27 protein-coding genes are annotated in these 24,469 nt (G+C 69.7%); 7 read left to right on the top strand and 20 right to left on the bottom strand.

The window, feature by feature from the left end; translation table 11 throughout:
* Positions 1-55: 55 nt before the first annotated feature.
* The 3 genes from G4D85_RS07780 to fsa all read right to left on the bottom strand — a co-directional run bounded on the left by G4D85_RS07780 (position 56) and on the right by fsa (position 3,056).
* Complete coding sequence (locus G4D85_RS07780) at positions 56-853, bottom strand: electron transfer flavoprotein subunit beta/FixA family protein (RefSeq protein ID WP_164009595.1); 798 nt, start codon at positions 851-853, stop codon at positions 56-58.
* Positions 854-1,003: 150 nt separating this feature from the next.
* A complete protein-coding gene (locus G4D85_RS07775) occupies positions 1,004-2,140 on the bottom strand; it encodes an acyl-CoA dehydrogenase family protein (RefSeq protein ID WP_164009593.1) in 1,137 nt (378 codons plus the stop codon).
* Positions 2,141-2,387: 247 nt separating this feature from the next.
* Entirely contained in the window at positions 2,388-3,056 is a 669-nt protein-coding gene (gene fsa, locus G4D85_RS07770) for a fructose-6-phosphate aldolase (protein WP_164009591.1), read from the bottom strand.
* Between the two features lie 156 nt (positions 3,057-3,212).
* Between fsa and G4D85_RS07765 the strand changes: the two genes are divergently transcribed.
* Complete coding sequence (locus tag G4D85_RS07765) at positions 3,213-4,271, top strand: KpsF/GutQ family sugar-phosphate isomerase (protein ID WP_164009590.1); 1,059 nt, start codon at positions 3,213-3,215, stop codon at positions 4,269-4,271.
* Between the two features lie 50 nt (positions 4,272-4,321).
* Here the strand turns inward: G4D85_RS07765 and G4D85_RS07760 are convergent, their stop codons facing one another.
* The 9 genes from G4D85_RS07760 to mutM all read right to left on the bottom strand — a co-directional run bounded on the left by G4D85_RS07760 (position 4,322) and on the right by mutM (position 12,921).
* The gene (locus G4D85_RS07760) at positions 4,322-5,683 is read right to left on the bottom strand and encodes a tetratricopeptide repeat protein (RefSeq protein WP_164009588.1); all 1,362 of its coding nucleotides are present in this window, start codon (positions 5,681-5,683) and stop codon (positions 4,322-4,324) included.
* Positions 5,680-6,204 carry a 2-amino-4-hydroxy-6-hydroxymethyldihydropteridine diphosphokinase gene (gene folK / locus G4D85_RS07755; RefSeq protein ID WP_164009586.1) on the bottom strand — a complete coding sequence of 175 codons (525 nt, stop codon included), beginning with the start codon at positions 6,202-6,204 and terminating at the stop codon, positions 5,680-5,682. The genes G4D85_RS07760 and folK overlap by 4 nt, the downstream gene beginning before the upstream one ends.
* The gene (locus tag G4D85_RS07750; RefSeq protein WP_164009584.1) at positions 6,201-6,971 is read right to left on the bottom strand and encodes a fumarylacetoacetate hydrolase family protein; all 771 of its coding nucleotides are present in this window, start codon (positions 6,969-6,971) and stop codon (positions 6,201-6,203) included. Before G4D85_RS07750 ends, folK begins: the two co-directional genes overlap by 4 nt.
* The gene (gene dapB / locus G4D85_RS07745) at positions 6,968-7,783 is read right to left on the bottom strand and encodes a 4-hydroxy-tetrahydrodipicolinate reductase (RefSeq protein ID WP_164009582.1); all 816 of its coding nucleotides are present in this window, start codon (positions 7,781-7,783) and stop codon (positions 6,968-6,970) included. Before dapB ends, G4D85_RS07750 begins: the two co-directional genes overlap by 4 nt.
* 17 nt (positions 7,784-7,800) lie before the next feature.
* Positions 7,801-8,688 carry a 4-hydroxy-tetrahydrodipicolinate synthase gene (gene dapA, locus G4D85_RS07740; RefSeq protein WP_164009580.1) on the bottom strand — a complete coding sequence of 296 codons (888 nt, stop codon included), beginning with the start codon at positions 8,686-8,688 and terminating at the stop codon, positions 7,801-7,803.
* A gap of 16 nt (positions 8,689-8,704) precedes the next feature.
* Positions 8,705-9,946, bottom strand: a complete 1,242-nt coding sequence (lysA, locus tag G4D85_RS07735; RefSeq protein WP_164009578.1) for a diaminopimelate decarboxylase — start codon at positions 9,944-9,946, stop codon at positions 8,705-8,707.
* A complete protein-coding gene (locus G4D85_RS07730; protein ID WP_164009576.1) occupies positions 9,943-10,197 on the bottom strand; it encodes a hypothetical protein in 255 nt (84 codons plus the stop codon). Before G4D85_RS07730 ends, lysA begins: the two co-directional genes overlap by 4 nt.
* A gap of 2 nt (positions 10,198-10,199) precedes the next feature.
* On the bottom strand, positions 10,200-11,999 hold the full coding sequence (locus G4D85_RS07725; protein ID WP_164009574.1) for a TIGR04551 family protein: 1,800 nt from the start codon (positions 11,997-11,999) through the stop codon (positions 10,200-10,202).
* Between the two features lie 76 nt (positions 12,000-12,075).
* Entirely contained in the window at positions 12,076-12,921 is an 846-nt protein-coding gene (mutM, locus tag G4D85_RS07720; RefSeq protein ID WP_164009572.1) for a bifunctional DNA-formamidopyrimidine glycosylase/DNA-(apurinic or apyrimidinic site) lyase, read from the bottom strand.
* 152 nt (positions 12,922-13,073) lie between these two features.
* Between mutM and G4D85_RS07715 the strand changes: the two genes are divergently transcribed.
* Positions 13,074-13,682: a superoxide dismutase gene (locus tag G4D85_RS07715; RefSeq protein ID WP_240359139.1), complete on the top strand. Its 609-nt coding sequence runs from the start codon at positions 13,074-13,076 to the stop codon at positions 13,680-13,682.
* Between the two features lie 30 nt (positions 13,683-13,712).
* Here G4D85_RS07715 and ku read toward each other — a convergent pair whose 3' ends face one another.
* Positions 13,713-14,666 carry a non-homologous end joining protein Ku gene (gene ku / locus G4D85_RS07710; protein ID WP_164009570.1) on the bottom strand — a complete coding sequence of 318 codons (954 nt, stop codon included), beginning with the start codon at positions 14,664-14,666 and terminating at the stop codon, positions 13,713-13,715.
* A gap of 237 nt (positions 14,667-14,903) precedes the next feature.
* Between ku and G4D85_RS07705 the strand changes: the two genes are divergently transcribed.
* Positions 14,904-15,731 carry a M48 family metallopeptidase gene (locus G4D85_RS07705; RefSeq protein WP_164009568.1) on the top strand — a complete coding sequence of 276 codons (828 nt, stop codon included), beginning with the start codon at positions 14,904-14,906 and terminating at the stop codon, positions 15,729-15,731.
* A gap of 12 nt (positions 15,732-15,743) precedes the next feature.
* On the opposite strand, the gene G4D85_RS07700 is transcribed toward G4D85_RS07705, so the two are convergent.
* Entirely contained in the window at positions 15,744-16,793 is a 1,050-nt protein-coding gene (locus G4D85_RS07700; RefSeq protein WP_164009566.1) for a YihY/virulence factor BrkB family protein, read from the bottom strand.
* 95 nt (positions 16,794-16,888) lie between these two features.
* The gene (locus G4D85_RS07695) at positions 16,889-17,782 is read right to left on the bottom strand and encodes an MTAP family purine nucleoside phosphorylase (RefSeq protein ID WP_240359138.1); all 894 of its coding nucleotides are present in this window, start codon (positions 17,780-17,782) and stop codon (positions 16,889-16,891) included.
* A 96-nt stretch (positions 17,783-17,878) separates the two neighbouring features.
* Here G4D85_RS07695 and G4D85_RS07690 point away from each other — a divergent pair, with 96 nt between their 5' ends.
* Positions 17,879-18,790, top strand: coding sequence for a hypothetical protein (locus G4D85_RS07690; RefSeq protein ID WP_164009563.1), 912 nt, complete (start codon positions 17,879-17,881; stop codon positions 18,788-18,790).
* A 1-nt stretch (position 18,791) separates the two neighbouring features.
* Here G4D85_RS07690 and G4D85_RS07685 read toward each other — a convergent pair whose 3' ends face one another.
* The 4 genes from G4D85_RS07685 to G4D85_RS07670 are packed head-to-tail and all read right to left on the bottom strand — an operon-like array spanning position 18,792 to position 22,187.
* Positions 18,792-19,643: an ATP-grasp domain-containing protein gene (locus tag G4D85_RS07685; protein WP_164009561.1), complete on the bottom strand. Its 852-nt coding sequence runs from the start codon at positions 19,641-19,643 to the stop codon at positions 18,792-18,794.
* A 9-nt stretch (positions 19,644-19,652) separates the two neighbouring features.
* Positions 19,653-20,621 (bottom strand): DMT family transporter, encoded by a 969-nt coding sequence (locus G4D85_RS07680; RefSeq protein WP_164009559.1) that lies wholly within the window; start codon positions 20,619-20,621, stop codon positions 19,653-19,655.
* Positions 20,594-21,613: a tRNA epoxyqueuosine(34) reductase QueG gene (gene queG, locus G4D85_RS07675; RefSeq protein WP_164009557.1), complete on the bottom strand. Its 1,020-nt coding sequence runs from the start codon at positions 21,611-21,613 to the stop codon at positions 20,594-20,596. The genes G4D85_RS07680 and queG overlap by 28 nt, the downstream gene beginning before the upstream one ends.
* 7 nt (positions 21,614-21,620) lie before the next feature.
* Complete coding sequence (locus G4D85_RS07670; RefSeq protein WP_164009555.1) at positions 21,621-22,187, bottom strand: cob(I)yrinic acid a,c-diamide adenosyltransferase; 567 nt, start codon at positions 22,185-22,187, stop codon at positions 21,621-21,623.
* 153 nt (positions 22,188-22,340) lie between these two features.
* Here G4D85_RS07670 and G4D85_RS07665 point away from each other — a divergent pair, with 153 nt between their 5' ends.
* Positions 22,341-23,135 carry a thymidylate synthase gene (locus tag G4D85_RS07665; RefSeq protein ID WP_164009553.1) on the top strand — a complete coding sequence of 265 codons (795 nt, stop codon included), beginning with the start codon at positions 22,341-22,343 and terminating at the stop codon, positions 23,133-23,135.
* On the top strand, positions 23,132-23,617 hold the full coding sequence (locus G4D85_RS07660) for a dihydrofolate reductase (RefSeq protein WP_164009551.1): 486 nt from the start codon (positions 23,132-23,134) through the stop codon (positions 23,615-23,617). Before G4D85_RS07665 ends, G4D85_RS07660 begins: the two co-directional genes overlap by 4 nt.
* Here the strand turns inward: G4D85_RS07660 and G4D85_RS07655 are convergent.
* Positions 23,608-23,949, bottom strand: coding sequence for a hypothetical protein (locus G4D85_RS07655; protein WP_164009549.1), 342 nt, complete (start codon positions 23,947-23,949; stop codon positions 23,608-23,610). The two genes, G4D85_RS07660 and G4D85_RS07655, sit on opposite strands and share 10 nt — an antisense overlap.
* Positions 23,950-24,071: 122 nt before the next feature.
* Between G4D85_RS07655 and G4D85_RS07650 the strand changes: the two genes are divergently transcribed.
* The gene (locus G4D85_RS07650; protein ID WP_240359137.1) at positions 24,072-24,452 is read left to right on the top strand and encodes a hypothetical protein; all 381 of its coding nucleotides are present in this window, start codon (positions 24,072-24,074) and stop codon (positions 24,450-24,452) included.
* Positions 24,453-24,469 lie beyond the last annotated feature (17 nt).

Raw genomic sequence — 24,469 nt, 5'->3', positions numbered from 1 at the left:
AGTGACTCCGTGTCTCTAAAAGGTTCGTTCCGAAGGGAGGGAGCGGACGGGCCGCTCAGACGACCTTGGCCTCGTTGTGGAGCTTCTCCACCAGGGCCGGCACGTCGGCGACCTTGATGCCCGCCTTGCGCGCGGGGGGCGACGACATCTTCAGCACCTGGATGGCCGGGGTGACATTCACGCCCAGCTTGTCCGGGGTCAGCTCCTCGATGGGCTTGCTCTTGGCCTTCATGATGCCGGGGAGGCTGGCGTAGCGCGGCTGGTTGAGGCGCAGGTCCGTGGTGACGATGGCGGGCAGCTGGCACTCCAGCGTGGCCAGCCCGTTGTCGACCTCGCGAATCACGCGCACCGTCTTGCCGTCGGCGCCGATGACGAGCGCGGGCACCTTGTTCTTCTCCTGCTCGCTCTCCAGCGACTCCACCTTGGAGGCGAAGGTCGCCTGGCCCCAGCCGAGGAACTCGGCGAGGTACTGGCCCACCTGGTTCTGGTCGTCGTCGATGGACTGCTTGCCGAGGATGACCATGTCCGGCTTCTCCTTCTCCGCGACCTTCTGGAGCAGGCCGGCGATGCCGAGCTGGTCCAGCGGGCCGGTGTGGTTCACCCACACCGCGCGGTGGGCGCCCATGGCCAGGGCGTGCCGGAGCTGCTCCTGCACCTCCTTGCCGCCGATGGACACCACCACGACTTCGCCCTGGTGCTTCGCGACGAGGCGCAGGCCCTCTTCGACGCCGATCTCGTCAAAGGGGTTGATCTTGTACTTGAGCCCCTCCTGAACGATGCCCGAGCCATCCGGCTTGACCTTGATCTTGGACTCGGGGTCTTCCACGCGCTTGGCGGTGACGAGGATCTTCACGGCGTTGCTTCTCCTTACGGGGAGACGACTGAGGTCTGGAAAACAGTCCGTGCGGGCCCGGTTGACGCGGCGCGCGAACGGTCTGGGTTAATAGGCATCCGGGTGTCGCGGCGGCAATGGGAAACGGCCGCCGGACACAGTTCTGCTTTTCTACTTGAACAGTTCGCGAGCGATGACGAGCCGCTGGACCTGGCTGGTGCCCTCGTAGACCTGGATGAGCTTGGCGTCGCGCATCAGCTTCTCCACGGGGTAGTCCTTGATGTAGCCGTAGCCGCCGTAGACCTGCACGGCGTCGGTGGCGACCTTCATGGCCATGTCGGCGGCGAAGCACTTGGCGTAGCTCGACTGGAGGGTGTTGCGCTTGCCCTCGTCCAGCAGCCACGCGCTCTCGTAGGTGAGCATGCGCGCCGCGTGGGTGTTCATGCCCATCTCGGCGATCATGAACTGGATGGCCTGGTGCTCGATGATGGGCTTGCCGAACGTCCGGCGCTGGCTGGCGTACTCCATGGAGTACTCGAGCGCGGCGCGGGCGATGCCCACGGAGAACATGGCGGTGAGCGGACGGCTGTTGTCCAGCGTGGCCATGGCGACGGCGAAGCCCTGGCCCTCCTCGCCGATGCGGTTGGCCACCGGGACGCGCACGTCCTCGAAGGTCAGCGACACGGTGTCGCTGGCGCGCTGGCCCATCTTGTTCTCGTGCTTGCTGACGGACAGGCCCTGGGGACGGCCCTCCACCACGAAGCAGGTGATGCCCTTGTGCTTCTTCGCCTTGTCCAGCGTGGCGAACACCGTGTACTGCTCGGCGTGGCCGCCGTTGGTGATGAAGCACTTGGCGCCGTTGAGGACGTAGAAGTCCCCGTCCCGGCGCGCGGTGGTCTGCATGTTGGCCACGTCGCTGCCGGCCTCGGGCTCCGTGAGGCAGAAGGACGCGAACTTCACCCGCTCCGCGAAGTGCGAGAGCAGGCGCTTCTTCTGGTCGTCCGTGCCGTGGAGGATGATGGGCAGGTTGGCCAGGTCGTTGGCGATGATGGACGTCGCCACGCCGGCGCAGCCCCAGCTCAGCTCCTCGCCGACGATGACCTGCTCCAGGTGGGACAGGCCCACGCCGCCGTACTCGGAGGGGATGGCCATGTTCAGCAGGCCCAGCTCCCAGGCGGTGGTCAGCAAATCCCGGGGGAAGGTGGCCGTCTCGTCGTAGTGCGCGGCCTTGGGGCGCACCACCTCGCGGGCGTACTTGCGTGCCGCTTCCTGGAGGGCGCGCTGGGCGTCGGTGAGCTGGAATTCCATGTGATTCCTCGTGACTCGGACTGCTTGTTGACTCGGGAGTCAACGCATACATGACGCGTCGCGGAATCGCCAGTCCTACGCGCTTGCCCGGGCAGGGAGGAGTCGCTCCCACAGCCCCGTCGGCCGGGGGCCCGCTCCAGCCCCCTTCCTACCGGGGGCCGGGGGCCTGGGGCCAGGGGGGAGACACGGCTCCCGGCGAGACGGCCTCCGGACGGGAAGGCCGGAGGCGGGCCGGGAGCCGGGCGGGCTACTTCGCCGCCGGGGGCCTGGCCGCCTTGGGGACCTTCTCCCAGTCGGCCAGGAACTTCTTGATGCCGGCATCGGTCAGCGGGTGGTTGGCCAACTGGGCGATGACGCTGTAGGGCAGCGTGGCCACATCCGCGCCCATGCGCGCGGCCTGGAGGACGTGCACCGGGTTGCGGACGCTGGCGACCAGCACCTGCGTGTTGAAGTCGTAGTTCTGGTAGATCTCGATGATGGTGGAGATGAGCTCCATGCCATCCTGCGAGATGTCATCCAGGCGACCGACGAAGGGCGACACGTAGGTGGCCCCCGCCTTGGCGCACAGCAGGGCCTGGTTGGCGGAGAAGCAGAGGGTGACGTTGGTGCGGATGCCCTCGGCGGTGAGCGCCTTGACGGCCTTCATGCCCTCCACGCCCATGGGAATCTTCACGACGACGTTGTCGTGAATCTTGGCCAGGGTGCGGCCCTCCTTCACCAGCTCGTCCGCCTCCAGCGAGACGCACTCGGCGCTGATGGGGCCGTCGACGATGGTGCAGATCTCCCGGATGGTCTCCTCCAGGGGCCGCCCCACCTTGGCCAGGAGCGACGGGTTGGTAGTCACGCCGTCCACGCAGCCCATCGCGTGGGCCTTGCGGATCTCCTCGACGTCAGCGGTGTCGATGAAGAACTTCATCTCGTCCCCTCTCCTGGGAAAGAACCTGCGATTGAATGAAGGTGGATGTACCCGGGGCTCGAAGAGCCCAGGCGAGCAGGCGCGTAACCGATGGCCCCCCACGCGTCAAGGGTGGCCACCGTGGGGGGGTGGAGGGTAGAAGCTCTGGCCAACACCATGGCCCGCGCCCCTCGCTCCGCCGCCAAGAAGCCCCGCCTGCGCGCCCTCCCCGGCCGCCCTGCCCAGCCCCCCGCGTCCGCTCCCGACGCCGAGGCCACGCTTGCCTACGCGCGAGGCGTGCTGGAGGCCGAGGCCCGCGCCATCCTCAACGTCACGGAGCGCCTGGGGGAGTCCTTCCTGAGCGCCGTGCGCCTGGTGCGCGAGTGCACCGGGCAGGTGGTCGTCACCGGCATGGGCAAGGCGGGCCACATCGGCCAGAAGCTGTCCGCCACGCTGGCCTCCACGGGCATCCGCTCCGTGTACCTGCACCCGGCCGAGGCCGTGCACGGGGATTTGGGCCGCGTGGCGCGCGGGGACGTCATCCTCGCGCTGTCGAACAGCGGCTCCACCGAGGAGCTGGTGCGCCTGCTGCCCGCGTTCAAGCGCATGGCCACGCCCGTCATCGCCCTCACGGGTGACACGGAGAGCCCGCTGGCGCGGGGCGCGGAGCTGGTGCTGGACATCGGCCCGATTGAAGAGGCGTGCCCCATGGGGCTGGTGCCCACCGCCTCCACCGCGGCGCTCCATGCGCTGGGGGACGCGCTGGCCATGGCGGTGCTGCGCTCGCGGCCCTTCGGCACGGAGGACTACGCGCTCCTGCACCCGGGCGGGAAGCTGGGGCGCTCCGTGCAGCGCGTCTTCGAGCTGATGCGCAGCGGCCCCGCCAACCCGCTGGTGCTGGACACCGCGCCCCTGTCCCAGGTGGTGCGGGTGATGACGAAGACGCCGGGCCGGCCGGGCGCCGCGTGCGTGGTGGACAAGGCCGGACTGCTGGTGGGCATCTTCACCGACGGCGATTTGCGCCGCCGCGTGGAGGACGGCCTCACCGACTTCACGGTGCCGGTGCGCGACGTCATGGGGAAGCACCCGCGCTGCGTGACGCCGGAGACGCTGGTGCTCACCGCCACCGCGCAGATGCGCGAGCTGCGGGTGGACCAGCTCCCCGTGGTGGACGCCGAGGGCCACGCCGTGGGCCTGCTCGACGTGCAGGACCTGCTGGCCGCGAAGTTCGTCTGACGGCAGCGCGGAGGGGCCGACGGCCAGCGCCGCCCCTCTCGCTCAGGAGCCTACTGCCCCAGCTTGGCCTGCAGGGCCGCCTTGTTGGGGTACTCCGGAGCGTCCGCGGCGAGCCTCTCCCAGAGCGCCTTGGCGCCCTTCGCGTCGCCCTTGGTCTTCAGGGTGTCGCCCAGCTTCTCCACCGCCGCCGGGTCGGACTGCACGGCCACGCTCCACACGCGCGCGGCCATGGGACGGCCCAGGCCCACCAGCGCCCACGCCATGCCCGCCTTCGCGCGGCCATTCTCCGGCTGGAAGGGCACCACGCGCGTGTAGTTGGCCAGCGCCTCCTGGTAGCGGCCCTTCGCCAGGTGCTCCTCGCCCTCGTCCACCAGCTTCGCCAGGCCCTGCTCCAGCTCCGGCGTGCGCTCGGTGTTCTGCACGGCGTCGATGGCCTCCTGCGACAGCGGGCGCGGCGCGTCGGCCGGCGCCTTGGCGGCCTGGGACAGCCGGATGCGCCGGTCCTCCGCGCGCGAGGCGAGCAGCTTCTTCCGGCCGCCCGCCTTCACCGTCTCCTCCGCCAGGGTGCTCAGCCGCTTCGCCATCTGCGCCCGCGCCGTGTCCGGATGCGCGGCCACCAGCGCGTCGAAGCCCGCGCGCGCCTGCTTCAGCGCCGCGACGTCCTCGCCCTTCGTCTCGAACAGCAGCGCCGAGCGCGAGTACAGGGCCTCCTCGTGCGTGGGCTCCACCTCCAGCACGCCGGCGTACGCGGCCAGCGCGCCCTCCGCGTCGCCCGAGAGGAAGAGCGCGTGGGCCCGCATCATCTCCACGTCCAGCACTGGCGTCAGCGCCACGCGCGCGCAGGCCGCCGCGCCCGCGGTGTCGCCCTTCTTCGCGCGCTCCTGCGCCGCCGTGGCCATGTCCTCCACCGCCATGCCCGGCTTGAAGCCACAGCCCGCGGCCTCCGGCGAGGGCACCGGCGTCTTGCCCAGCTTCTTTCGCTGCGCCAGGAACAGCTCGCGCGCCGGCTTCGCCCGCGCCTCCGCCTGCAGCAGGTAGATGACGGCGTCCGCGTTGCGGCCGTTCACGTAGTAGAGCCGCCCCAGCGACGAGGCGATTTCGAAGGTCTTCTCCTTGCCCCGCAGCCCCTCCGTGGAGTCGAGCTGCTTCAGCAGCTCATCCGCGGAAGGAGGCGCCCGGCCCGTGCCGGACATGGGCGGGTGCCCCGCGGGCAGCTCACCCGTGGGAGCGGCCCCGGTCGGCGCGGCCTCCATGGGGGGATGCCCCTCGGGCAGCTGGCCGGCCCCCTGTCCGGCGGGCGGGCGGGCGGGCGAGGCCGTGGTCCCCGGAGGAACCGTCGGGTGGCCGGGCGGGAGGTTGGAGGGCTCGGCGGCCAGCAGCGCCGCGGTGGCCAGGGCAAGGGACAGGTTCATGTGTCGGTGCTCGAGTAGCTCGCTTCGGGCCACCAGGTGGCCTCGCTCCTGCGGACATCCTGCGGGGCGAGTTTCCCGAGGAGCTCCTTCACGGTGACGCCAAGAACGGGGTGCTTCAGGTCCGGAGCCAGCTCGGCCAGCGGCTCGAGCACGAAGCGGCGCTTGTGCATCTCCAGATGCGGCACCTGGAGGTGCGGGTCGGCCACCAACTGGCCCTCCCAGAAGAGGATGTCCAGGTCGATGGTGCGCGGGCCCCAGCGCTCCTCGCGGCGGCGCCCCAGGTCCTTCTCTATCTGCTGGATGATGCACAGCAACCGCTGGGGCGGCAGGCCGCACTCCAGCGCCACCACGGCGTTGAGGAAGCGCGGCTGCGGCGGGCCCACGGGGGCGCTGTCGAAGAGGGAGGAACAGCTCAGCACCGCCACCGCATCGATGCGGGACAGCGCGGTCAGGGCCGCGACGAGATGGGCCTCGCGGTCTCCCTCATTGGAACCCAAACCCACGTAGACGGTGTCGCTCACGGCTCCATCTCAACCGGGTTGACCAGGGTCCCGATTCCCTCGAGCTCCACCTCCACCGTATCCCCGGCCTCCAGCTTCCCCACCCCGGACGGCGTCCCCGTGCTCACCATGTCGCCGGGCAGCAGCGTCATTCCCTGGGAGATGAAGGACACCAGGCGGGCGGGGCTGAACACCATGTCGGACGTCCTGCTGTCCTGGCGCACCTGCCCGTTCACCCGGCAGACAATCCGCAGGTCCGCCGCGGACAGGCCCGTCACCGCCCAGGGCCCCGCACAGGCGAAGGTGTCGTAGCCCTTGGCGCGGGTGTGCTGAATCTCGCGCTTCTGGATGTCACGCGCCGTCACGTCGTTGAAGCAGGTGAGGCCCCAGATGGCACGCGCGGCCGTCGCCTCGTCGGCGTTGCGCACGCGCTCGCCAATCACGAGCGCCAGCTCCGCCTCGTAGTGCACCTCCTGGCTCGCCTTCGGAATCCGGATGGGCGAGCCCATGCCGTTGAGGGCGGTGGAGGGCTTGATGAAGATGAGCGGCTCGGCCGGGACGGGCTTGCCCATCTCCTCCGCGTGCTTGCGGTAGTTCTGGCCGATGCAGACCACCTTGGACGCGTCCGAGGGCACCAGCAGCGTGAGGGACGACAGCGAGCGGCGCAGGCCCGTGTCCTTCCCGCCGGCCCAGGGCGCCGCGGACAGCACCACCACCTCGGTGCCCTCCACGCGGCCATGGTGCGCACGGCCCTCGTGCAGGAAGCGGCAGTAGCGCGCGGTCGTCATGTGTTCCTCTGGAAGCCGAGCACGTCGGCCATGTCGTAGAGCCCTGGCGCCCGTCCCACCACCCAGCGCGCGGCCCGCAGCGCGCCCAGGCCGAACTGATCCCGACTGGTGGCCCGGTGGGTGAGCTCGACGCGCTCGCCCTCGCCGAAGAAGTACACCGTGTGCTCGCCCACCACGTCCCCGCCCCGCAGCGTCTGCACGCCAATCTCGCCGGCCGGACGGGCGCCCACCATGCCCTCGCGGGCGAAGGTGAGGTCCTCCTTCGAGCGCCCCAGCGCCCCGGCCACCACCTCCGCCAGCCGCAGCGCGGTGCCGCTGGGCGCGTCCTTCTTCATGCGGTGGTGCGCCTCCAGCACCTCCACGTCGAAGGACGGCCCCAGCACCCGCGCCAGCTCCGCCGCCATGCGGAACACCACGTTGACGCCCACGGACATGTTGGGCGCGGCCACCACGGGGATGACCTTCGCGCACTCCGCCAGCGCCGCGGTGGACTCAGGCGTGAAGCCGGTGGAGCCCACCACCATCGCCACGCCGCGCGCCGCGCACGCCTTCGCGTGGGCCACGCTCACCTCGGCGCTGGTGAAGTCGACGACGACGTCCGCCTTCGCCGCGTCCAGCGCCCGGCCCAGGTCGTCCACCACCTGGACCTCCAGCGCGCCCAGCCGCGCGGCGAGCCCCGCGTCCAGCCCCACGGCGGCGCTGCCCGGCCGCTCCGTGGCGCCCACCACCTTCAAATCTTCCGCGTCGCGCGCCAGGCGCAGCAGCGTGCTGCCCATGCGACCTGTGACGCCGGTGATGACGGTGCGAATCATGTGTACCGCGCTCCAGTCTAACCCTTGAGCAGCCCCAGCGTGCGCAGCTCGTCGCGCAGCTTGGAAGCGCCGGGCTCGCTCATCGGCACCAGCGGCAGGCGCAGCTCCGGGCCGAACAGGCCCATGACGTGGAGCGCCCACTTCACCGGAATGGGGTTGGCCTCCACGAAGAGCAGCCGGTGCAGGTCGTTCATCCGCACCTGGACGTCACGCGCCTTCGCGAACTCCCCCGCGCGAGCCAGGGCGACGATGTCCGCCATCATCCGCGGCGCCACGTTGGAGGACACGGAGATGACGCCCTTGCCGCCGCAGGCCATGAAGGGCAGCACGGTGAAGTCGTCGCCGGACAAGAGCGTCATCCGCTCGCCGCACTTCTCCAGGATTTCGAGCGCCCGGAACATGTTCCCGGTGGCCTCCTTGATGGCCACCACCTCCGGGATGTCACACAGGCGCTGCACCGTCTCCGGCAGCATGTCCACGCCGGTGCGGCCCGGGACGTTGTAGGCGACAATCGGGAAGCCCGGGTGCGCGCGGGCAATGGCGCGGAAGTGCTCCACCAGCCCCGCCTGCGTGGGCTTGTTGTAGTACGGCGTGACGATGAGCGTGCCGTCCGCGCCCGCCTCGCGCACGCGCTTCACGTTGTCGATGGACTCCGCGGTGCTGTTGGAGCCGCCACCGCCCACCACCGCGACGCGACCTTTCGCCTCCTCCACCGCGACCTTCACCGCGCGGGCGCGCTCGTCGGACGTCATGGTCACCGACTCACCGGTGGTGCCCATGGGAATCAGGACGCTGGTGCCACCCTCAATCTGGTAGCGCACCAGGGCCCGGTAGGCCTGCTCGTCGAACGCCCCGTCGCGAAACGGGGTGGCGAGCGCCGTCATGGAGCCTTCGAAGGTCTTCATGTCGGCGCTTATATGTTCAGGCCCGCTCGCCGCGCCAGAGATCCTCAATCCGCTCCCGTTCGCGGACAACCCTCCACGCATCCCCGTCCACCATGACTTCCGCCGGGCGGGGCCGGGAGTTGTAGTTCGAGGCCATGCTCATCCCGTAGGCCCCGGCGCTCATGAAGGCGTACAGCTCGCCCGCCTGGGGGAGGACCAGGGGGCGGGCCTTCGCCAGCACGTCCGTGGACTCACACACCGGCCCCACGACATCCACCTCCACCGCCTTCCCCCGGCGCTTCACCAGGGGCTGGAGGCCGTGGTGCGCCTCGTAGAGGGCGGGGCGGAGGAGGTCGTTCATCCCCGCGTCCACCACGACGAAGTGCTTCGCGGGCGTCTTCTTCCGGTACAGCACCCGGGTGAGCAGCACGCCGGCGTTGCCCACCAGCGCCCGGCCCGGCTCCAGCAGCAGGTGCGCGCCGGTGCCCTTCGTCGCGGCCAGCACCGTGCGGGCGTACTCCTCGGGGGACGGCGGCGTCTCGTCCGTATAGGTGATGCCCAGGCCGCCGCCCACGTCCAGGTACTCCAGCGGGTGCCCCTTCGCCTTGAGCTCCGAGTACAGGCCCGCCACCTTGGTGAGGGCGGCGCGCATGGGCGAGGCCTGGGTGAGCTGCGAGCCGATGTGGCAGTCCAGCCCGGCCGCCCGCACGCCCTTCAGCTTCTTCGCGCGCGTGTAGAGGGCCACCGCCTCCTCGAAGGGCACGCCGAACTTCGACGTCTTGAGCCCGGTGGAGATGTAGCGGTGCGTGCGCGCGTCCACGTCCGGATTCACGCGCAGCGCGAAGGGCGCGCGCTTTCCGAGGCGACGGCCCACTGCGTCCAGCGCGTCCAGCTCCTCCGCGCTCTCCACGTTGAAGAGGAGGATGCCCGCGGCCAGGGCCGCCTCCATCTCCTCCTGCGTCTTGCCCACGCCGGCGAACACCGTCTTGCTCACGTCGCCGCCGGCCTGCTTCACCCGGGCCAGCTCGCCGCCGGAGACGATGTCGAAGCCGCCACCCAGCCCGGAGAAGAGCCGGAGGATGGACAGGTTCGAGTTCGCCTTCACCGAGTAGCAGATGAGGTGCGGCGTGGCGCCGAAGGCCTCCGACACCACCCGGAAGTGCCGGGTGAGTGTGGCGGAGGAGTACACGTAGGTGGGCGTCCCCGCCGCGTCGGCGATGGCCGTCAGCGGCACGCCCTCCGCGTGCAGCACGCCCTTCCGCCAGGTGAAGTGGTTCACGGTGTCTCGGTGTCTGGGGGGACGACGGTGTCCGGAACGACGGTGTCCGGGACGCCGGTCCCCGCGTCCTGGCCAGGGGAGATGATGGGCCCCGAGGGCTCGATGGGAGCGCGCTCCTCCGAGGGAGACTGCGTCTCCGTGGACGGAGTGGGCGCCGGCAAAGGCGGCTTGGGCGAGCCCTTGATGCCACACGCCGCCACCACCAGCACGAGGCCGGCGGCGACGCCCAGGGACTTGAGCACGTGGCGCATGGCTAGAAGTTGATGCCCAGCCAGCCGCGGATGGTCTGCGGCGTCTCGAACTCCGCGCGCAGCAGCGGGTCGAACTCCTGCAGGCCGCTCATGGGGAACAGGATGCCGTAGGCGGCGCCCGCCACGAACCCGTCCTCCGTCTTGTAGTCCACGCCCACGTTGGCCTCCACGCCCAGCGAGCTGCTCGTGAAGGACGGCGTCGACTCCGCGTAGAGCGTCTGCGAGTAGATGAGCCGGCCGTACAGGTCGAACCCGTCCGTGAGGGTGTACTTCACCGACGGCCGCACATAGAACGCGTCGGTGATGCCGCCGATGATCTCCCGCCACAGGATGAGGTCCACGCGGTAGTCGCGGTTGAAGCGGAAGTTGCGGATGGCGTTGTCGCCGCAGCCGCCCGCGTCACAGCGGTACTGGGGGCCCTCGGAGTCGCCCGGCAGCGTCTCGCCGCGCGTGCCGGAGCCGGGGCGCCCGGGCTGGTTGCCGAAGCCGGGCGCCTTGTCGCCCGAGGCGAAGCCCAGCTCCAGGCCGAGCGACAGCTTGTTGTTCAGCAGCTTCAGCTCGCCCTGGGCCACGCCGCCGAACTGGGCCACGCGCAGGCTCTGGTTGAGCGTGGGGTCGTTCGCGCCGCCCGCGTCCACCGCGCGGTTGCCGATGTCGCCGAACATGCCGGCCAGCTCGAACTCCAGCCGCCAGGTCTTCTCCTCGTACTTCAGCCAGAGGTCCGGGATGTAGAGCTTGGCGGAGCGGGGGATGAAGCCGGTGGCCGTGCCGTTCGTGGTGCTGGCGTCGTACTCCCAGTTCTGCGTGCGGTAGGTGAAGTGCAGGCCGTACTGGAGCACGCCCTGGTTGTTGTCCAGCTTGGAGCGGATGACCGGGTCGGTGTCCCGGCGGGCAATCACGATGACCCAGCCGTGGCTGTCGTCCGACTGGGACAGGTCCACCGGCTCGCCCGCCGAGCCGCGCCCGTCGACGACGCCCTCGCCGTTGAAGTCGAGCATCGGCGTCACGTACCAGCCCTCGAAGGGGTTGGTGACGAACTGCACGCGGTCCACGGTGTCGCCGTAGTCGCAGTCGAAGCAGGTGCCGTCGTTGCGCAGCATGCCCAGGCCCCACTGGCTGCCCATGCGGCCGAAGCGCAGGATGCCCACCGGCGTCTTCACCTCGCCGTAGGCGCGGCGCAGCTTGAGGGAGTCCTCCAGCATGTCGACGGCGGAGTCCTGGCTCTCCGAGAAGATGCCGAAGAGGTTGCGCTGGTCACCCGGGTAGAGGATGTCCGGCTGCGAGCCCAGCACCACGTTGTCCAGGCCGAGCAGCTCCAGCTTCAGGCTCACCTGCTCGGAGACGTTGAAGGTGGGCTCCATCCGCAGCCGCATGGTGGCGAAGGACTGGGTGTTCTCCGCGGCGCTGCGCGGCGAGCGCGGGAAGAGCTCCTGGCCGGGCTGCTTGCCCAGGTCGAACTTGTAGAAGAGCGTGGGGCGCAGGCGGAAGTAGCCGTCGAGCGTGAAGACCTCCAGCTTGCGCTTCTCCTCGGGGAACTCCTCGTTCCACTCGCCGGAGTCGACCGACTGCTTCGCGGCCTCGGCGCGGATCTCCTCGCGCAGCTCCTGCTTGGCGGCGTCCAGGTCCTCGCGGCTGACGGAGTCGCCCTGAGCGGAGCCAGCGGAGGAAGGAGTGGCGGGCGCGGCGGGCGCGGCCTCGGTGGCGGCGGGCGCGGGCGCGGACGTGCCACCTTCGGGCACCGGCGTCTGGGCGGTGGCCGTGGATGAAGCGACGAGCAGCGCCGCCAGCAGGGCGTGAGACATGGGCAACATTCTCCAGGGCCGCGCGGGGCGGCCGGGTCTGAAAGGCGGGCGATTCAAGCCACGGGACATGGGGGTGTCAACGCTTACCGGCCCGAGGCTTCGACGCGTGAACGCCTGAGCGGGGCTGGCATTTCGGGCAGAAGTGGGTGGTTCGGCCGCCCTGGGGGAAGGACTCCACGGGGCTCCCGCACCGGGAGCATGGGCCTCCGGCACGGCCATAGACGAGGAACGGGTTCTCCGTGAGGCCCTCCTCCAGGTACACGGGTTCCTCGCCCTCCTGCTCCTTCAGGCCGAAGTCGATGGTGGCCCGGATGGCCCCCACCAGGCGCTTCCACTCGTCCGGGGTGAGGGAGGCGGGCTCCCGGGAGGGGTGGATTCCGGCACGGAAGAGGGCCTCGGCGGCGTGGATGTTGCCCAGGCCGGTGATCCGCCCCTGGTCCATCAGCGCCACCTTGAGGGCCTGCCGGGAGGAGGCCACGGCCTTCTCCAGCTGGCCCGCGGTGAGGCCGTCCGCCAGAGGGTCTCGTCCCAGGGCCTTCACCACGTCCAGCTCGCGCAGGAGCGGGGCGGGCGCGGGCTCCAGGCGGCCGAACATCCTCGCGTCGGCGAAGTGGAGGACATGCCCGTCGTCCAGGTGGAAGCGGGCGCGGCTGTAGGGCTCCACCAGCCCCTCGGTGCGGCGGACGAACTTGCCCGTCATCCCCAGGTGGCCCAGCAGGCCCCGTCCCCCCTCGAAGGCGAAGAGGAGGTACTTGCCCCGGCGGACCAGGGACTCCAGCCGGCCGGACAGCTCGGAGAACTGATGGAGCTCCGCGCCCCGGAAGATGCGGGTGTCGTCGGCCTCGGCGCGCACGAGGCGCCTGCCGCCGAACCAGCGCACGAGGTTGCGCCGGGCGATCTCCACTTCCGGAAGCTCAGGCATCCGCCAGGGCACATAGCACCCTGTACGGGCCCCACGCATTTCTTACTTGTCGTGCCGCGCACACCGGCGTGAAGTTCTCCACGCCGTGAGGCTCCGCCTCCGTTATGAGGCGGCTTCCGACCCATCAGCAACATCCATTCTCTGGAGGCAGCATGGCGGATATGCCGCAGAAGAAGTACGCGCCGATGACGTTCCCGCAGCTCAAGGGCCTCAAGGGCCTCAGCGACGCGGTGCTGGAGACCCACTTCAAGCTGTACGAGGGCTATGTCAACCGCACCAACAAGCTGACCGAGTCCCTCTCGGGCCTGCAGCTCAAGGGCGAGGCCGCTGGCACCAACCCGGCGTACGCGGAGATGACCCGCCGGCTGGGCTTCGAGTACAACGGCATGGTCCTCCACGAGTACTACTTCGGCAACATGAAGCCGGGTGGCTCGGGCGCCACGCCGCCGGCGAAGCTGAAGAAGGCCATGGAGGAGAGCTTCGGCTCCTTCGAGAACTGGTTCGCGGACTTCAAGGCCGTGGCCACCATGCCGGGCATCGGCTGGGCCGTGACGTTCCAGGACCCGCGCACCGGGTGGCTGTCCAACCACTGGATCACCCTGCACGAGACCAACAACATCGCCGGCTTCAGGCCCATCATCATCATGGACGCGTGGGAGCACGCCTTCACGCCGGACTACAAGGCGAACGAGCGCGGCAAGTACGTGGACGCGTACTTCTCCAACATCGACTACGACGCCTGCGAAGGCCGGCTGAAGTAGTCACGCCTTGCCCGCTCCCGGCGGGAGGACTCAGGCCGAGGGCTCTCCGCCCTCGTCCTTCTTCCGCCGGGTGACCGGGGTGCTGGAACCGGAGCTCTCGCCTCCGCCGCTCCGCTCCCGGACCTCGCGCGCCGAGGCCTGCGGGCGCAGTCGCAGCGCCCCCTGAGCGGGCGGCGGTAGCGGCTGGCCGGCCCGGAGCGCGGCCACGCTCTGCTCCAGTGCCGTCAGCAGGTCGCCGGCCTCGGCGGGCCCCGCGGTGGCCCCGGCATGCGCGGGCCGCTTCTCCGCCTTCGGGCGCGTCTTCGCGGCGCGGCGCTCGATGAAGGCCAGCAGCCGCTCGCGGTGGACGTCGTGGTAGCGCCGGGGCTCGAAGCGCGTGGCGCGGGCCTCGACGAGGCTCATCGCCGCCGCCAGCTCCCGCTCCCGGGGACGCTGGCCCGCGAGCGCCAGCTCGGAGAAGCTCTCCTGGGACACCACCTCTTCCGCGTAGTGGAGCGTGGACAGGAGCAACCCCCGTCCATGGGGCCGAACCGCGCACAGGTGCCCCTTGTGGTACAGGACGAAGCGGCCGATGCCCACCCGGCCCGCCTCGCGCAGCGTGGCCACCAGCAGCGAGTACGCGTGCTCCGCTCCCTCCGCGGGGACCAGGTGGTAGGGCGAGTCGTAGTAGAGCGGGTCTATCTCCCCGGCCTCGACGAAGTCCTCCAGCTCGATGACGCGGCTGGCACCCGGGTCGAAGGCCTCCAGCTCCCCGCGCGTCACCTCCACGTAGCCGCCGTCGCCCAGCTCGTACCCCTTCACCACGTGCTCGTAGGCCACCTCCTCACCGTCCGCCGAGCACACCCGCTTGTTCTGGATGCGGGCGCCGTCGGCGTCATGCAGGAGGTGGAATTGGACCTGCCGGGGGCTGACTGCGCTGTAGAGCCTCACCGGGACACTCACCAGCCCGAAGCTCAGCGAGCCTACCCATACGGGACGTGACATCGGGGCCTCCCACGGTGCCCGGGCCCCGGGCACCGGCCATCCTGAAAGGTCCGTATCCCCTTCCCGTCTCGCAAGGCTCGCCGGGCCCCCTGGCCGGTGCGCGGGCGGGGAGCAGGAAAGGTGAAGGCCCTTTGGATTGACGCCTTCGAAGCAGCACACGGCGCTTGCCGCGAGGGCAGGGCTGACGAAGAGTCGGCCGGCTCCGTTCAACCCCTGGAAAGGAAGGCACTCCTGGTCATGCAGCGAATCCTCTCGATGTTACTGGGCCTCACCCTGGCGATGGGCCTGACGGCAGGCTGTACCAAGCAGCGCATCCAGGCGGAGAAGGCCATCGCGGCCACCCTCATCTCCGACGAGCAGGAGGAGGACCTGGGCAAGCAGGTGAAGCAGGAGCTGGAGACGAAGGAGAAGGTCAAGTACGTCCAGGACGCCGCCGTCGTCGACTACGTGCGCAGCCTCTCTTCGCCCATCCTCCGGCAGGCCACCAAGGACCGGCCTGGCGTGAAGTGGAAGATCAACGTCATCGACGACCCGAAGACGGTGAACGCGTTCGCCACGCCGGGCGGCTACCTCTACGTGTACACGGGCCTCATCCTGGCCTCGGACACGGAGGCGGAGCTGGCCGGCGTCATGGCGCACGAGGCGGGCCATGTGGTGGGCCGTCACTCGGCGCGCGCCATGGTGAACACGCTCGGCCTTCAGGCAGTCACCCAGGCGGCGCTCGGGAAGAACCCCAGCGCGGTGGGGACCATCGCCGCGCAGCTGGTGGGTGGCGGGACGATGCTGGCCCACGGCCGCGGCGAGGAAATCGAGGCGGACGAGTACGGCGCCCGCTACGCGTCCGGCGCCGGGTATGACCCGCGCGGGCTCATCACCTTCTTCCAGAAGCTCCAGGCGCAGCAGGGCGGCGAAGGGCCGGGCTTCATGAAGTGGCTGAGCACGCACCCGCCCAACAAGGACCGCATCGCGAACATCCAGAAGATCATCTCGCAGAACAACCTGCGCGGCAGCAACAACAGCCCGGGCGGGCTGCCGGCCATCAAGCAGAAGCTGGGCGCGAAGTAGGCGACTCGCCGCTCAGTGCAGGTGGGACGGGGGCTCGCGCTCCAGCTCCGCCGCGGTGGGCTCGGGGGACTGCCCCCGGGCCACGCGCCGCCTCCACCGGAAGCGCGCCAGCCGCGACTTCTTCGCGCTGCTGGCGCTCTTCGCGGCGCCGGGCGTCTTGATGGGTGGCTCCAGCGGTGCGGCCTCGTTGAAGTCGCGGGCGCCCTTCTCCTTCCCCTCCGCGGAGGCATGCTCGAGGATGGCGTTGATTTCGCCGCCGAGGATGAAGACGAGCCCGGAGATGTAGAGCCACAGCATCAGCACCACGACACCGCCGATGGAGCCGTAGGTGACGTTGTACTTGCCGAAGTGCTCCACATACTGCGTGAAGCCCCACGTGCTCAGCAGCCAGATGCCCGTGCCCAGCATGGAGCCGGGGGTGATGTACTTGAACTTCTGCTTCACGTCGGGGAGCAGGTAGTAGCAGAGCGCGAGCGCCAGCATCACCAGCCCCGCGGTGAAGGGCCAGCGCAGCCAGGACCAGAGGACGTAGAACTGGTCGACGAGTTGGAGCTTGTCCGCGAGCCACGCACCCAGCCGCCCGCCGAGCAGGAACACGGTGAAGGACAGCGGGATGAGCAGCGTGCCGATGAGCGTCACCAGCATGGCCAGCCCCTGCGTCTTCCAGATGGGGCGGGACTCCGGCACGTCGTAGGCCAGGTTGAGCGCCTTGCGCAGGGCGTCCACGCCACGCGAGGCCGTCCACAGGGCGATGACGAGACCCAACGTCAGGAGCTTCGGCCTCGGCTGGTTGACCAACGACTGCAGGTGGCCCGTCACCAGGTCCAGCGCGTCTCCGGGCACCAGCGGGCGGATGCGGTCCAGCATCGCGTCCACCGCGCCCGGAGCGAAGGGCATGTAGGCGACGAGCGTGAAGAGGGTGAAGAGGAACGGGAAGAGCGAGAAGAGGAGGTAGTAGGAGAGCTGGGCGGCGATGTCCGTGACGGTGTCTTCCTGGAACTCCTTCACGAAGCGCCGGCCGAACTCACGCCACGTCAGGTATTTGAGCCTGGGCAACCGCATGCACCCCTCCTCGCTCGAAGTCCCCCCGGGGGAAGCAAGGTGGGTACGGCGCTGGCGGATGGCAGCAGGCGGGCAGGCAGGCGCCCGCCGGGTGACTAGGCGACGTTGGGCGGAAGGTATCTGCCCAGCAGTGGACGAAGCCGGGAGCGGACCTCGTTGGGAATGCGGGCCCTATCCGTGGCGATGGCCATGGCCAGTGCGGTGTCACAGCGGCAGCCCTGGCCGTGGGCCTCCGCGATGCGAGGCACCGCACAGCGGATGAGGGCGGCGGCGCTGCTCGTGACGACCTGGACGTTGTGGGAGACCTGCGTGAGCAATTCCTCGGGCTCCTGGCCCGGGGGTGGAGTCCGCCACGAGTCGTAATCGGTGGTCAGGGCCACCATCGCGTAGTGCATCTCCGCCTCCCGCGCGAGGCGGGCCTCGGGCATGACCGTCATGCCGACGAGGTCCGCACCCCACGTCCGGTAGAGAAGACTCTCCGCACGAGTGCTGAGCGCGGGGCCCTCGACGCAGACATAGGTGGCCGCGGGGTGGACGGTGGTTCCCTGGGGGTTCGCGGCTTCGATGAGAACCTGCCGGAGCGAGGCACAGAACGGATTGCCCAGCTCCACGTGGACGGCGACGTCGTCGTAGAAGGTGCAGGGCCGGCGGTAGGTGCGGTCGATGACCTGGTCCGGCAGGACGAGCTGGAGCGGGTGGAGGTGCTCGCGAAGGCTGCCCACGATGCCGGTGGCGAGCACGTGGGTGACGCCGAGCAGCTTCAGGGCGAAGAGGTTGGCGCGGTACGGGGCGCGGGTGGCGTTGTAGAGGTGACCGGGGCCATGGCGGGACACGTAGGCCACGGGCACGCCGTCCAGCTCGGTGGTGACGATGGGGCCGGCGTGGGGGCCGAAGGGGGTCTCCAGGATGTGGGATTCTCCCCGACCCACGACTCCGAGCTGCTGCCCGAGTCCGTGGCTCCCGATGATGCCCACCCTGACGACAGCCAATGTGCCTCCTCTGGGCGTGATTGTTCCCAAGGGGCGAACCATAGCGCGGGCCCCTGGAGCCGGAAGGCGAGAAGACTGGTAGTTTTCGCATTCGTCATGCGTGCCCACCTGCTCCTCGTCCTGTTCCTCTCCGCCGGCTCCGCCGCCGCCGCGATTCCCTCCGGCTGCCAGGAGGACTACTCCACGTGCAAGGAGGACTGCTCCATCGAGTTCGGAGGCAGCGGGCGCGCCATCAAGCAGCTCACCCAGTGCCTCGCCGACTGCCAGGAGAACGTGGACCTGTGCGCCAACCGCCACTCGTCGCTGAAGGACCTGCCGCCCGGCGTGGTCGCCGACGAGGTGCGCCCGACGCGCAGCAGGTCGGAGCCGTCACGGAAGAAGGCGAAGAAGAAGGACCGCGAAGAGGACCCGTTCGGGGACGACGACGAGCCGGCACCGCGCAAGCCTCGCGGGGGCGACCCGTACGCTGACCTGCCGCCTGACGACGCGAAGGGCGGGACGAACCGGAAGGAGTCGTACCAGTCGAGCCGTGAGGAGGTGCCGCCGGCACCGTCCGAGCCGCCTGTGAACATCCCTCGACGAGGGACTTCGAGCCGGGCGAACGCGGAGGAGGCCGTGCTGGGGAGCTCGGCGGAGGGTCCGAAGCGCAGCGGGTACCGGGCCTCGGACGTGGCGCCGGAGCCGGAGGCGAAGTCCGGGGGGGACGACCTGGAGCCGATGGACGCGAAGCCCGAGCCGGCGCCCGCGCCCGTGGCGAAGTCGGGGACGAAGGCCGCGCCGGTGAAGCCGGCCGCGGCGCCCGTGAAGCCCGAGCCGGTGAAGCCCCCGCCCACCGTGGCCGCGAGCAGCGAGGAGAAGGACCCGCTGCTGGATGACGAACCGGCCGTGCTGCCGGCGCCGCCGCCCACGCGGCAGCCCGCGACGACGACCACGAAGGCCGCGCCCCGCCCGACGCCGCCCCCGGAGCCCAAGAAGGACATCTCCGAGTGGGACCCGAACGGGGACTGATTCACGGCGGAGCGCTACGTGCCCGCTCGACGTCCAGGATGTTCTGCCAGAGCGCGAAGGGAGAGGCGCCCGCGTAGCCACTCTCCTGACCGTCATTGCACTCGATGACAATCCACCGGCCGGAGACCTCCTGCGCCACGTCCACCACGAGGAAGGGCACGTCCAGCCGGCGCGCCACCTCGCGGCCCAGCCCGAGCGCCTCGCGTTGCTCGTCCGCCGTCATCGTGTATGGCGAGCCCTGCCACCAGTAGGGCCCCCACCCCACCAGCTCGCCCCGCCACCAGAAGGTGCGGAACTCGAAGGAGCTGGGGATGCGGTCCGGCGCGCCCTCCTCCACCCGGCGCAGGGGCCGCAGCTCGCGGCACACCACGCGCTGCCAGTGCAGGATGGAGTCCTTCGCATACGCGTCCATCGCCTGGCGCCACTGCTCCGGCCCTTCGATGATGGACAAGGACTTGCGATGACGGCTCGTCTGCCGCTCGCCCTTCACGAAGACGGGCCACCCGAGCAGCCGCTCCACGGTCTCCGCATCCGGCCGCTCGTCGAACCAGACACTGCGCGGCGTCAGGTCCGTGAGCCGCGGGTACCAGTGCGGTAGCTCCGTGGCCAGCAGGTGCTGCTCGGGAGAGTGCACCAGCCGCACACCCTCCCCTTCCAGCTCGCGATACCGCTCCGCGTAGTCATTCCACACGCCCACGCGGGCAAGGACCTCCATGGACTCCGGCAGGGCGTACGGACGGCGGCAGGCGAAGAACCTGTCAAAGGCGAAGTCGTAGATGCCCTTGCCCGTCGGCGCCGTCAGCACCCACAGCCGCTCTTCCACATGCAGCAGGTCTTCGCCGGAACGGAGCATCCGGCGAGTCTACGCCGCCTGCCGCTCCGTCTCCGGACGAAGCGGCGTCTCGGGCGGAGGCCGCACGTGCGCCGTCTGCGTCAACCGCACGCCCAGCAGCACCAGCACCCCGCCCACCGCAATCTCCCAGTGCAGCGCCTCGTCCAGCAGCGCCCACGCGGCCAGCGCGGTCGCCGCGGGCTGCAGGTTGGAGAAGATGGCCACCTTCGACGCCGGCACCTTCGACAGCGCGTAGTACCAGATGAGGTATGCCACCACCGAGGTGAGCAGCCCCAGGTACACGATGGAGCCCTTCGCCGCGTCGCTCGCCGCCATCACCGCGTCGGGCTTCGCCACGAAGGGCGCCAGGACCAGCATCATCAGCGTGGACGCCACCATGCTCCACGCCGTGGCCCGCACCGGACCGTGCACCGCGACGAAGGGCTTGCCCTCCGTCGTGTACACCACCCACGCCGCCACCGCGCCGAGGATGAGCACGTCCCCCAGCAGCGAGCCGCTCGCGTCCGCCAGCCCCCGCCCCAGCAGCAACACCACCACCCCCGTGAAGGCCGTGGCGATGCCGCCCACCGCGCGCAGCGACGCCCGCTCGTGGCCACGCGCCAGGCTCAACAGGTACACGCCCAGGGGCGTCAGCGCGTACAGCAGCGCCGCGTGCGCCGCCGTGGACTGCGACAGGCCATAGAAGAAGAACACCTGGTTCACCGGCCCCGCCAGCAGCCCCAGCACCAGCACCCGCTTCCACTCACTGCGCGGCGGCAGCTTCGGCCCCGGCGTCAGCGCCAGCAGCAGCACGAACACCGAGCCGCTCAGGATGAAGCGCCACAGCACCACCGTGAGCGGCGGCAGCTCCGCCATCGCCCGCTTGCCGGCGAGGTACGTCCCGGCGCTGATGAGGACCTGCACGCCCATCGCGGCGTACACCAGGCCCAGGGAAGACGCGGAGGTGGGATTCAGGAGTCGAGCTGGCTGAGCGCCCATTGCGCCGCGGTACGTACCAATTCACTCGTGTCGCCGCAGAGCTTTTCGAGCAACCGCCGCGCATCCGCCTGCTTCGCGACGCCCAGCGCGTACACGGCGTTGCGGCGCAGCCCGTCATAGCGTGCGCGTGCCAACGCTGTACCGGGTACGAGGTGCTCATACTGTTCCGGTGTCAGCCCCGCCAGCTCCAGCGTCCCCAGCTCCGCCACCGCACGCGGTGCGAAGCGCGGATTCTCCGCGAACACCGGACGGCGGTTCAGCGGACACACCTGCTGGCAGATGTCGCACCCGAAGATGAGGTTGTCGAACTTGAGCCGGAACGCCTCGGGCACCTCGCGCTCGCGGTTCTCAATCGTCTGGTAGGACAGGCACGCCCGCGCATCCACACGGCCATTCCCCACCAGCGCGCCCGTGGGGCAGGACATGAGACAGCGGCGACACGAGCCACACCGGTCCGCCGCCGGCCCCTCCCCGTACGCGTCCACCTCCGCGTCCAGGATGAGCGTGGCCAGCAGCACCCACGAGCCATAGGGCTCGGTGATGAAGCAGCCGTTCTTCCCCACGTAGCCCAGCCCCGCGCGCGCCGCCCACACCTTCTCCATCAGCGGGCCGCTGTCCACGCTCCCGTAGGTGCCCAGGCCCGGGAACCTGGCGACCACCGTCTTGCGGAAGGCCTTCATCCTGTCCCGCAGCGTGGAGTGGTAGTCGCGACCCCGCGCATAGCGGGCAATGGGCGAGCCCACCGACTCCGTGTCGTCCCGCCAGTAGTTGTTCGCGAACGAGATGACCGTCTTCGCGCCCGGGAGCAGCTTCTGCACATCCAGTCGCTCGGCGGCCCGCTCTCCCATCCAGTCCATGTCCGCCGCGTAGCCGGACTCCAGCCACTCCATCAGGAAGGCGGGCGGAATCGGCTCCGCGCGAGAGAAGCCCACCAGGTCGAAGCCGACCAGGCTGGCGAGCTCACGGAGCTGGGAGGTGGGCAGCACGCTCATGACACGTCTACGTCGACTTCGTGGGCTTCGCCGGTATCCACTTCACGTCCGGCACGCCCGCACGATGGTTGGCCAGCCGCGCCATGACGAAGAGCAAATCGGAGAGCCGGTTCAGGTAGACCACCACCGACTGCGGAATCTTCCCCTCGCGCAGCAGCGGCACGGTGCGGCGCTCCGCGCGGCGGCACACGGTGCGCGCCAAGTGCAGCGCGGCGGCGGCCTGGGTGCCTCCGGGCAGGACGAAGTGGGTCATCTTCGGCAGCTCACTCTCGAAGCTGTCGATGGCGCGCTCCATGTCCTCCGCCCACTCCGCCCTCAGCTCCGGAATGTACGAAGACGCCTTGGTGTCCGCGGGCGTGGCCAGCACCGCGCCCAGCGTGAAGAGCTGGTCCTGCAGGCGCAGCAGGAGCGCGTCCATGTCCGTGGGCATCGTGAAGCCGCGCGCGAGGCCGAGCGTCGCGTTCAGCTCGTCCACCTCGCCGTACGCGTCCACCCGCTCGTCGTCCTTCGGGACGCGTCCGCCACCGAACAGACCCGTCTCTCCAGCATCACCGCTCTTCGTGTAGATCTTCATGGTTGCCGCGCTTCTAACGGCACCCCGTGCATTGCGTCTACGGGAAGGCGAGCTAGTAGTACAGGCCTGTACGGGGATGTGCCAAGTTCACCAAAGTTGAACGTACGCACCCAGAACTTGTGTAGCCGGGTGGGGCGATCGTACATGGGCGCAATGCAGGCCTATTTGTCCCTCCTCGAGCACGTCCTCACCCACGGCACGAAGAAGGGCGACCGGACCGGCACGGGCACGCTCAGCGTCTTCGGCCACCAGCTCCGGTTCGACCTCACGCAGGGCTTCCCGCTCGTCACCACGAAGAAGCTGCACGTGAAGTCCATCCTCCACGAGTTGCTGTGGATGCTCGCGGGGGACACCAACGTGCGCTCGCTCCAGGCCAACAACGTCACCATCTGGGACGAGTGGGCCAACGCGGACGGCGGCCTGGGCCCCGTCTACGGCCACCAGTGGCGCTCATGGACGGCGCCCAACGGTGAACACATCGATCAGATGAAGGGGCTGGTGGAGGGGCTGAAGAAGAACCCCGACTCGCGCCGGCACATCGTCAGCGCGTGGAACGTGGCGGACCTGCCCTCCATGAAGCTGCCGCCCTGCCACGCGCTCTTCCAGTTCTATGTGGCCGACGGGCGCCTGTCCTGCCAGCTCTACCAGCGCAGCGCGGACCTCTTCCTCGGGCTGCCATTCAACATCGCCTCGTACTCACTGCTGACGATGATGGTGGCGCAGGTGACGGGCCTGAAAGCACACGAGTTCATCCACACCATCGGCGACGCGCACCTGTACATCAACCACGTGGAGCAGGCGAAGGAGCAGCTCACGCGCGCGCCCAGGCCCCTGCCCCGGATGCGCATCAACCCGGACGTGAAGGACCTCTTCGCCTTCAAGTACGAGGACTTCACGCTCGAGGCCTACGACCCGCACCCCGCCATCAAGGCCGCGGTGGCGGTATGAAGAGGCTATCCGCGATTGTGGCCATGGCGTCGAACCGAGTCATCGGCGCCAACAATCAGCTTCCATGGCGTTTGCCTGCGGACCTCGCCCGGTTCAAGAAGCTCACGATGGGGCACACGCTCATCATGGGGCGCAAGACGTATGAATCCATCGGCCGCCCTCTTCCAGGCCGCACCATCGTCGTGCTGACACGTCGACAGGACTACGCGCCAGAGGGCGTCAAGGTGGCTCACTCATTGGACGAAGCGCTTGCGCTCGCCAATGGCGGAGAAGTTTTCATCGCTGGTGGGACAGACATCTATACGCAACTGATGGAACGTGTAGACCGGCTCTATCTCACGCGCATCTCACGAGAGTTTCCCGGCGACGCGTACTTTCCCGAGATGGACTGCGCGCGCTGGCGACTTGTCGAGCAGGAGCACCATCCTGAGGGCGAGTTGCCATTCGCATTCTTGACCTATGAACGCGTAGGTCACCGGTAGAGGCTGAAGAAGCGGAACGCCTTCGGCCACTCGCGCCGGGGCTTGAAGGCGATGGACACCTCCTGCCCGCCCAGCGAGGACTCGGTGAGCACCACGTGGTCCTCGCACTCGCGACCCTGCTCGAACTGCGCGTCCGTCACCCGGCACACGGCCTTGTAGAACGGACCGGAGAGCCACTCGGCCACCTCGGGCGTGTCCTTGAACTTCAGGTACGCCGCGAGCGACGCGTGCGCCGCTGCCAGCACCGCGTGCCCGGTGGGCACCGACTCGCGGATGAGGATGTACATCTTCAGCGGCGCGGCGGGCTTCGGCGCGGGGACATCCCTGTCCATGGGCAACCCTCCCAGAGCCAACATGGACGCCCCGGGCCCGGAGCCACTGACACGCACACCCCCGCCCCTGGGAGCGCACATGCGAGCGGGGGCCACCCGTGTCGCCTGCTGGCGCACCGCGTGTGCGTGTCCACCTCCACGGGATGCATACCGCCATCACCACCCGTCCCGCCGACCTCCCCTGGCGCACCGCGGCCCTGGCCAGTGCCGCCGCGCTCACCGTCGCCAACACCGCGGCGCTCAGCGTCTCCCTGCGGCTGGCCTCTTCGCTCCGGCCCCGACGCCGGGCGTTCCGTCCCCGCGCCTTCGCCGCGCTCGCCACGGGGGCCACCGCCCTGGGTGCCCTCACCGTGGGGGCGCTCAGCATCGGCGCGCTCGCCATTGGCGCCCTGGCCATCGGCCGGCTCCAAGGTGGGGACTGGAGGGTGGACAGCCTGCGCATCCGTTCCCTCCAGGTGGGGCACTGGACCGGCCCGGGGACCCCTACCCTGACAGCCGTCTGACGGAATTTTGATATTGA

It is taken from the genome of Pyxidicoccus trucidator (assembly GCF_010894435.1).
GTDB classification, from domain to species: Bacteria; Myxococcota; Myxococcia; order Myxococcales; family Myxococcaceae; genus Myxococcus; species Myxococcus trucidator.
This window is presented reverse-complemented; position numbering and strand designations above follow the sequence as displayed.

What these genes read in the sequence shown, in the direction of transcription:
- G4D85_RS07775 (WP_164009593.1), bottom strand. Translation starts at nt 2,140, where the DNA reads ATGGAATTCCAGCTCACCGACGCCCAGCGCGCCCTCCAGGAAGCGGCA.
- fsa (WP_164009591.1), bottom strand. Translation starts at nt 3,056, where the DNA reads ATGAAGTTCTTCATCGACACCGCTGACGTCGAGGAGATCCGCAAGGCC.
- G4D85_RS07765 (WP_164009590.1), top strand. Translation starts at nt 3,213, where the DNA reads ATGGCCCGCGCCCCTCGCTCCGCCGCCAAGAAGCCCCGCCTGCGCGCC.
- G4D85_RS07760 (WP_164009588.1), bottom strand. Translation starts at nt 5,683, where the DNA reads ATGAACCTGTCCCTTGCCCTGGCCACCGCGGCGCTGCTGGCCGCCGAG.
- G4D85_RS07750 (WP_164009584.1), bottom strand. Translation starts at nt 6,971, where the DNA reads ATGACGACCGCGCGCTACTGCCGCTTCCTGCACGAGGGCCGTGCGCAC.
- dapB (WP_164009582.1), bottom strand. Translation starts at nt 7,783, where the DNA reads ATGATTCGCACCGTCATCACCGGCGTCACAGGTCGCATGGGCAGCACG.
- dapA (WP_164009580.1), bottom strand. Translation starts at nt 8,688, where the DNA reads ATGAAGACCTTCGAAGGCTCCATGACGGCGCTCGCCACCCCGTTTCGC.
- G4D85_RS07730 (WP_164009576.1), bottom strand. Translation starts at nt 10,197, where the DNA reads ATGCGCCACGTGCTCAAGTCCCTGGGCGTCGCCGCCGGCCTCGTGCTG.
- G4D85_RS07725 (WP_164009574.1), bottom strand. Translation starts at nt 11,999, where the DNA reads ATGTCTCACGCCCTGCTGGCGGCGCTGCTCGTCGCTTCATCCACGGCC.
- mutM (WP_164009572.1), bottom strand. Translation starts at nt 12,921, where the DNA reads ATGCCTGAGCTTCCGGAAGTGGAGATCGCCCGGCGCAACCTCGTGCGC.
- G4D85_RS07715 (WP_240359139.1), top strand. Translation starts at nt 13,074, where the DNA reads ATGGCGGATATGCCGCAGAAGAAGTACGCGCCGATGACGTTCCCGCAG.
- ku (WP_164009570.1), bottom strand. Translation starts at nt 14,666, where the DNA reads ATGTCACGTCCCGTATGGGTAGGCTCGCTGAGCTTCGGGCTGGTGAGT.
- G4D85_RS07705 (WP_164009568.1), top strand. Translation starts at nt 14,904, where the DNA reads ATGCAGCGAATCCTCTCGATGTTACTGGGCCTCACCCTGGCGATGGGC.
- G4D85_RS07700 (WP_164009566.1), bottom strand. Translation starts at nt 16,793, where the DNA reads ATGCGGTTGCCCAGGCTCAAATACCTGACGTGGCGTGAGTTCGGCCGG.
- G4D85_RS07690 (WP_164009563.1), top strand. Translation starts at nt 17,879, where the DNA reads ATGCGTGCCCACCTGCTCCTCGTCCTGTTCCTCTCCGCCGGCTCCGCC.
- G4D85_RS07685 (WP_164009561.1), bottom strand. Translation starts at nt 19,643, where the DNA reads ATGCTCCGTTCCGGCGAAGACCTGCTGCATGTGGAAGAGCGGCTGTGG.
- G4D85_RS07680 (WP_164009559.1), bottom strand. Translation starts at nt 20,621, where the DNA reads ATGGGCGCTCAGCCAGCTCGACTCCTGAATCCCACCTCCGCGTCTTCC.
- queG (WP_164009557.1), bottom strand. Translation starts at nt 21,613, where the DNA reads ATGAGCGTGCTGCCCACCTCCCAGCTCCGTGAGCTCGCCAGCCTGGTC.
- G4D85_RS07670 (WP_164009555.1), bottom strand. Translation starts at nt 22,187, where the DNA reads ATGAAGATCTACACGAAGAGCGGTGATGCTGGAGAGACGGGTCTGTTC.
- G4D85_RS07665 (WP_164009553.1), top strand. Translation starts at nt 22,341, where the DNA reads ATGCAGGCCTATTTGTCCCTCCTCGAGCACGTCCTCACCCACGGCACG.
- G4D85_RS07660 (WP_164009551.1), top strand. Translation starts at nt 23,132, where the DNA reads ATGAAGAGGCTATCCGCGATTGTGGCCATGGCGTCGAACCGAGTCATC.
- G4D85_RS07655 (WP_164009549.1), bottom strand. Translation starts at nt 23,949, where the DNA reads ATGGACAGGGATGTCCCCGCGCCGAAGCCCGCCGCGCCGCTGAAGATG.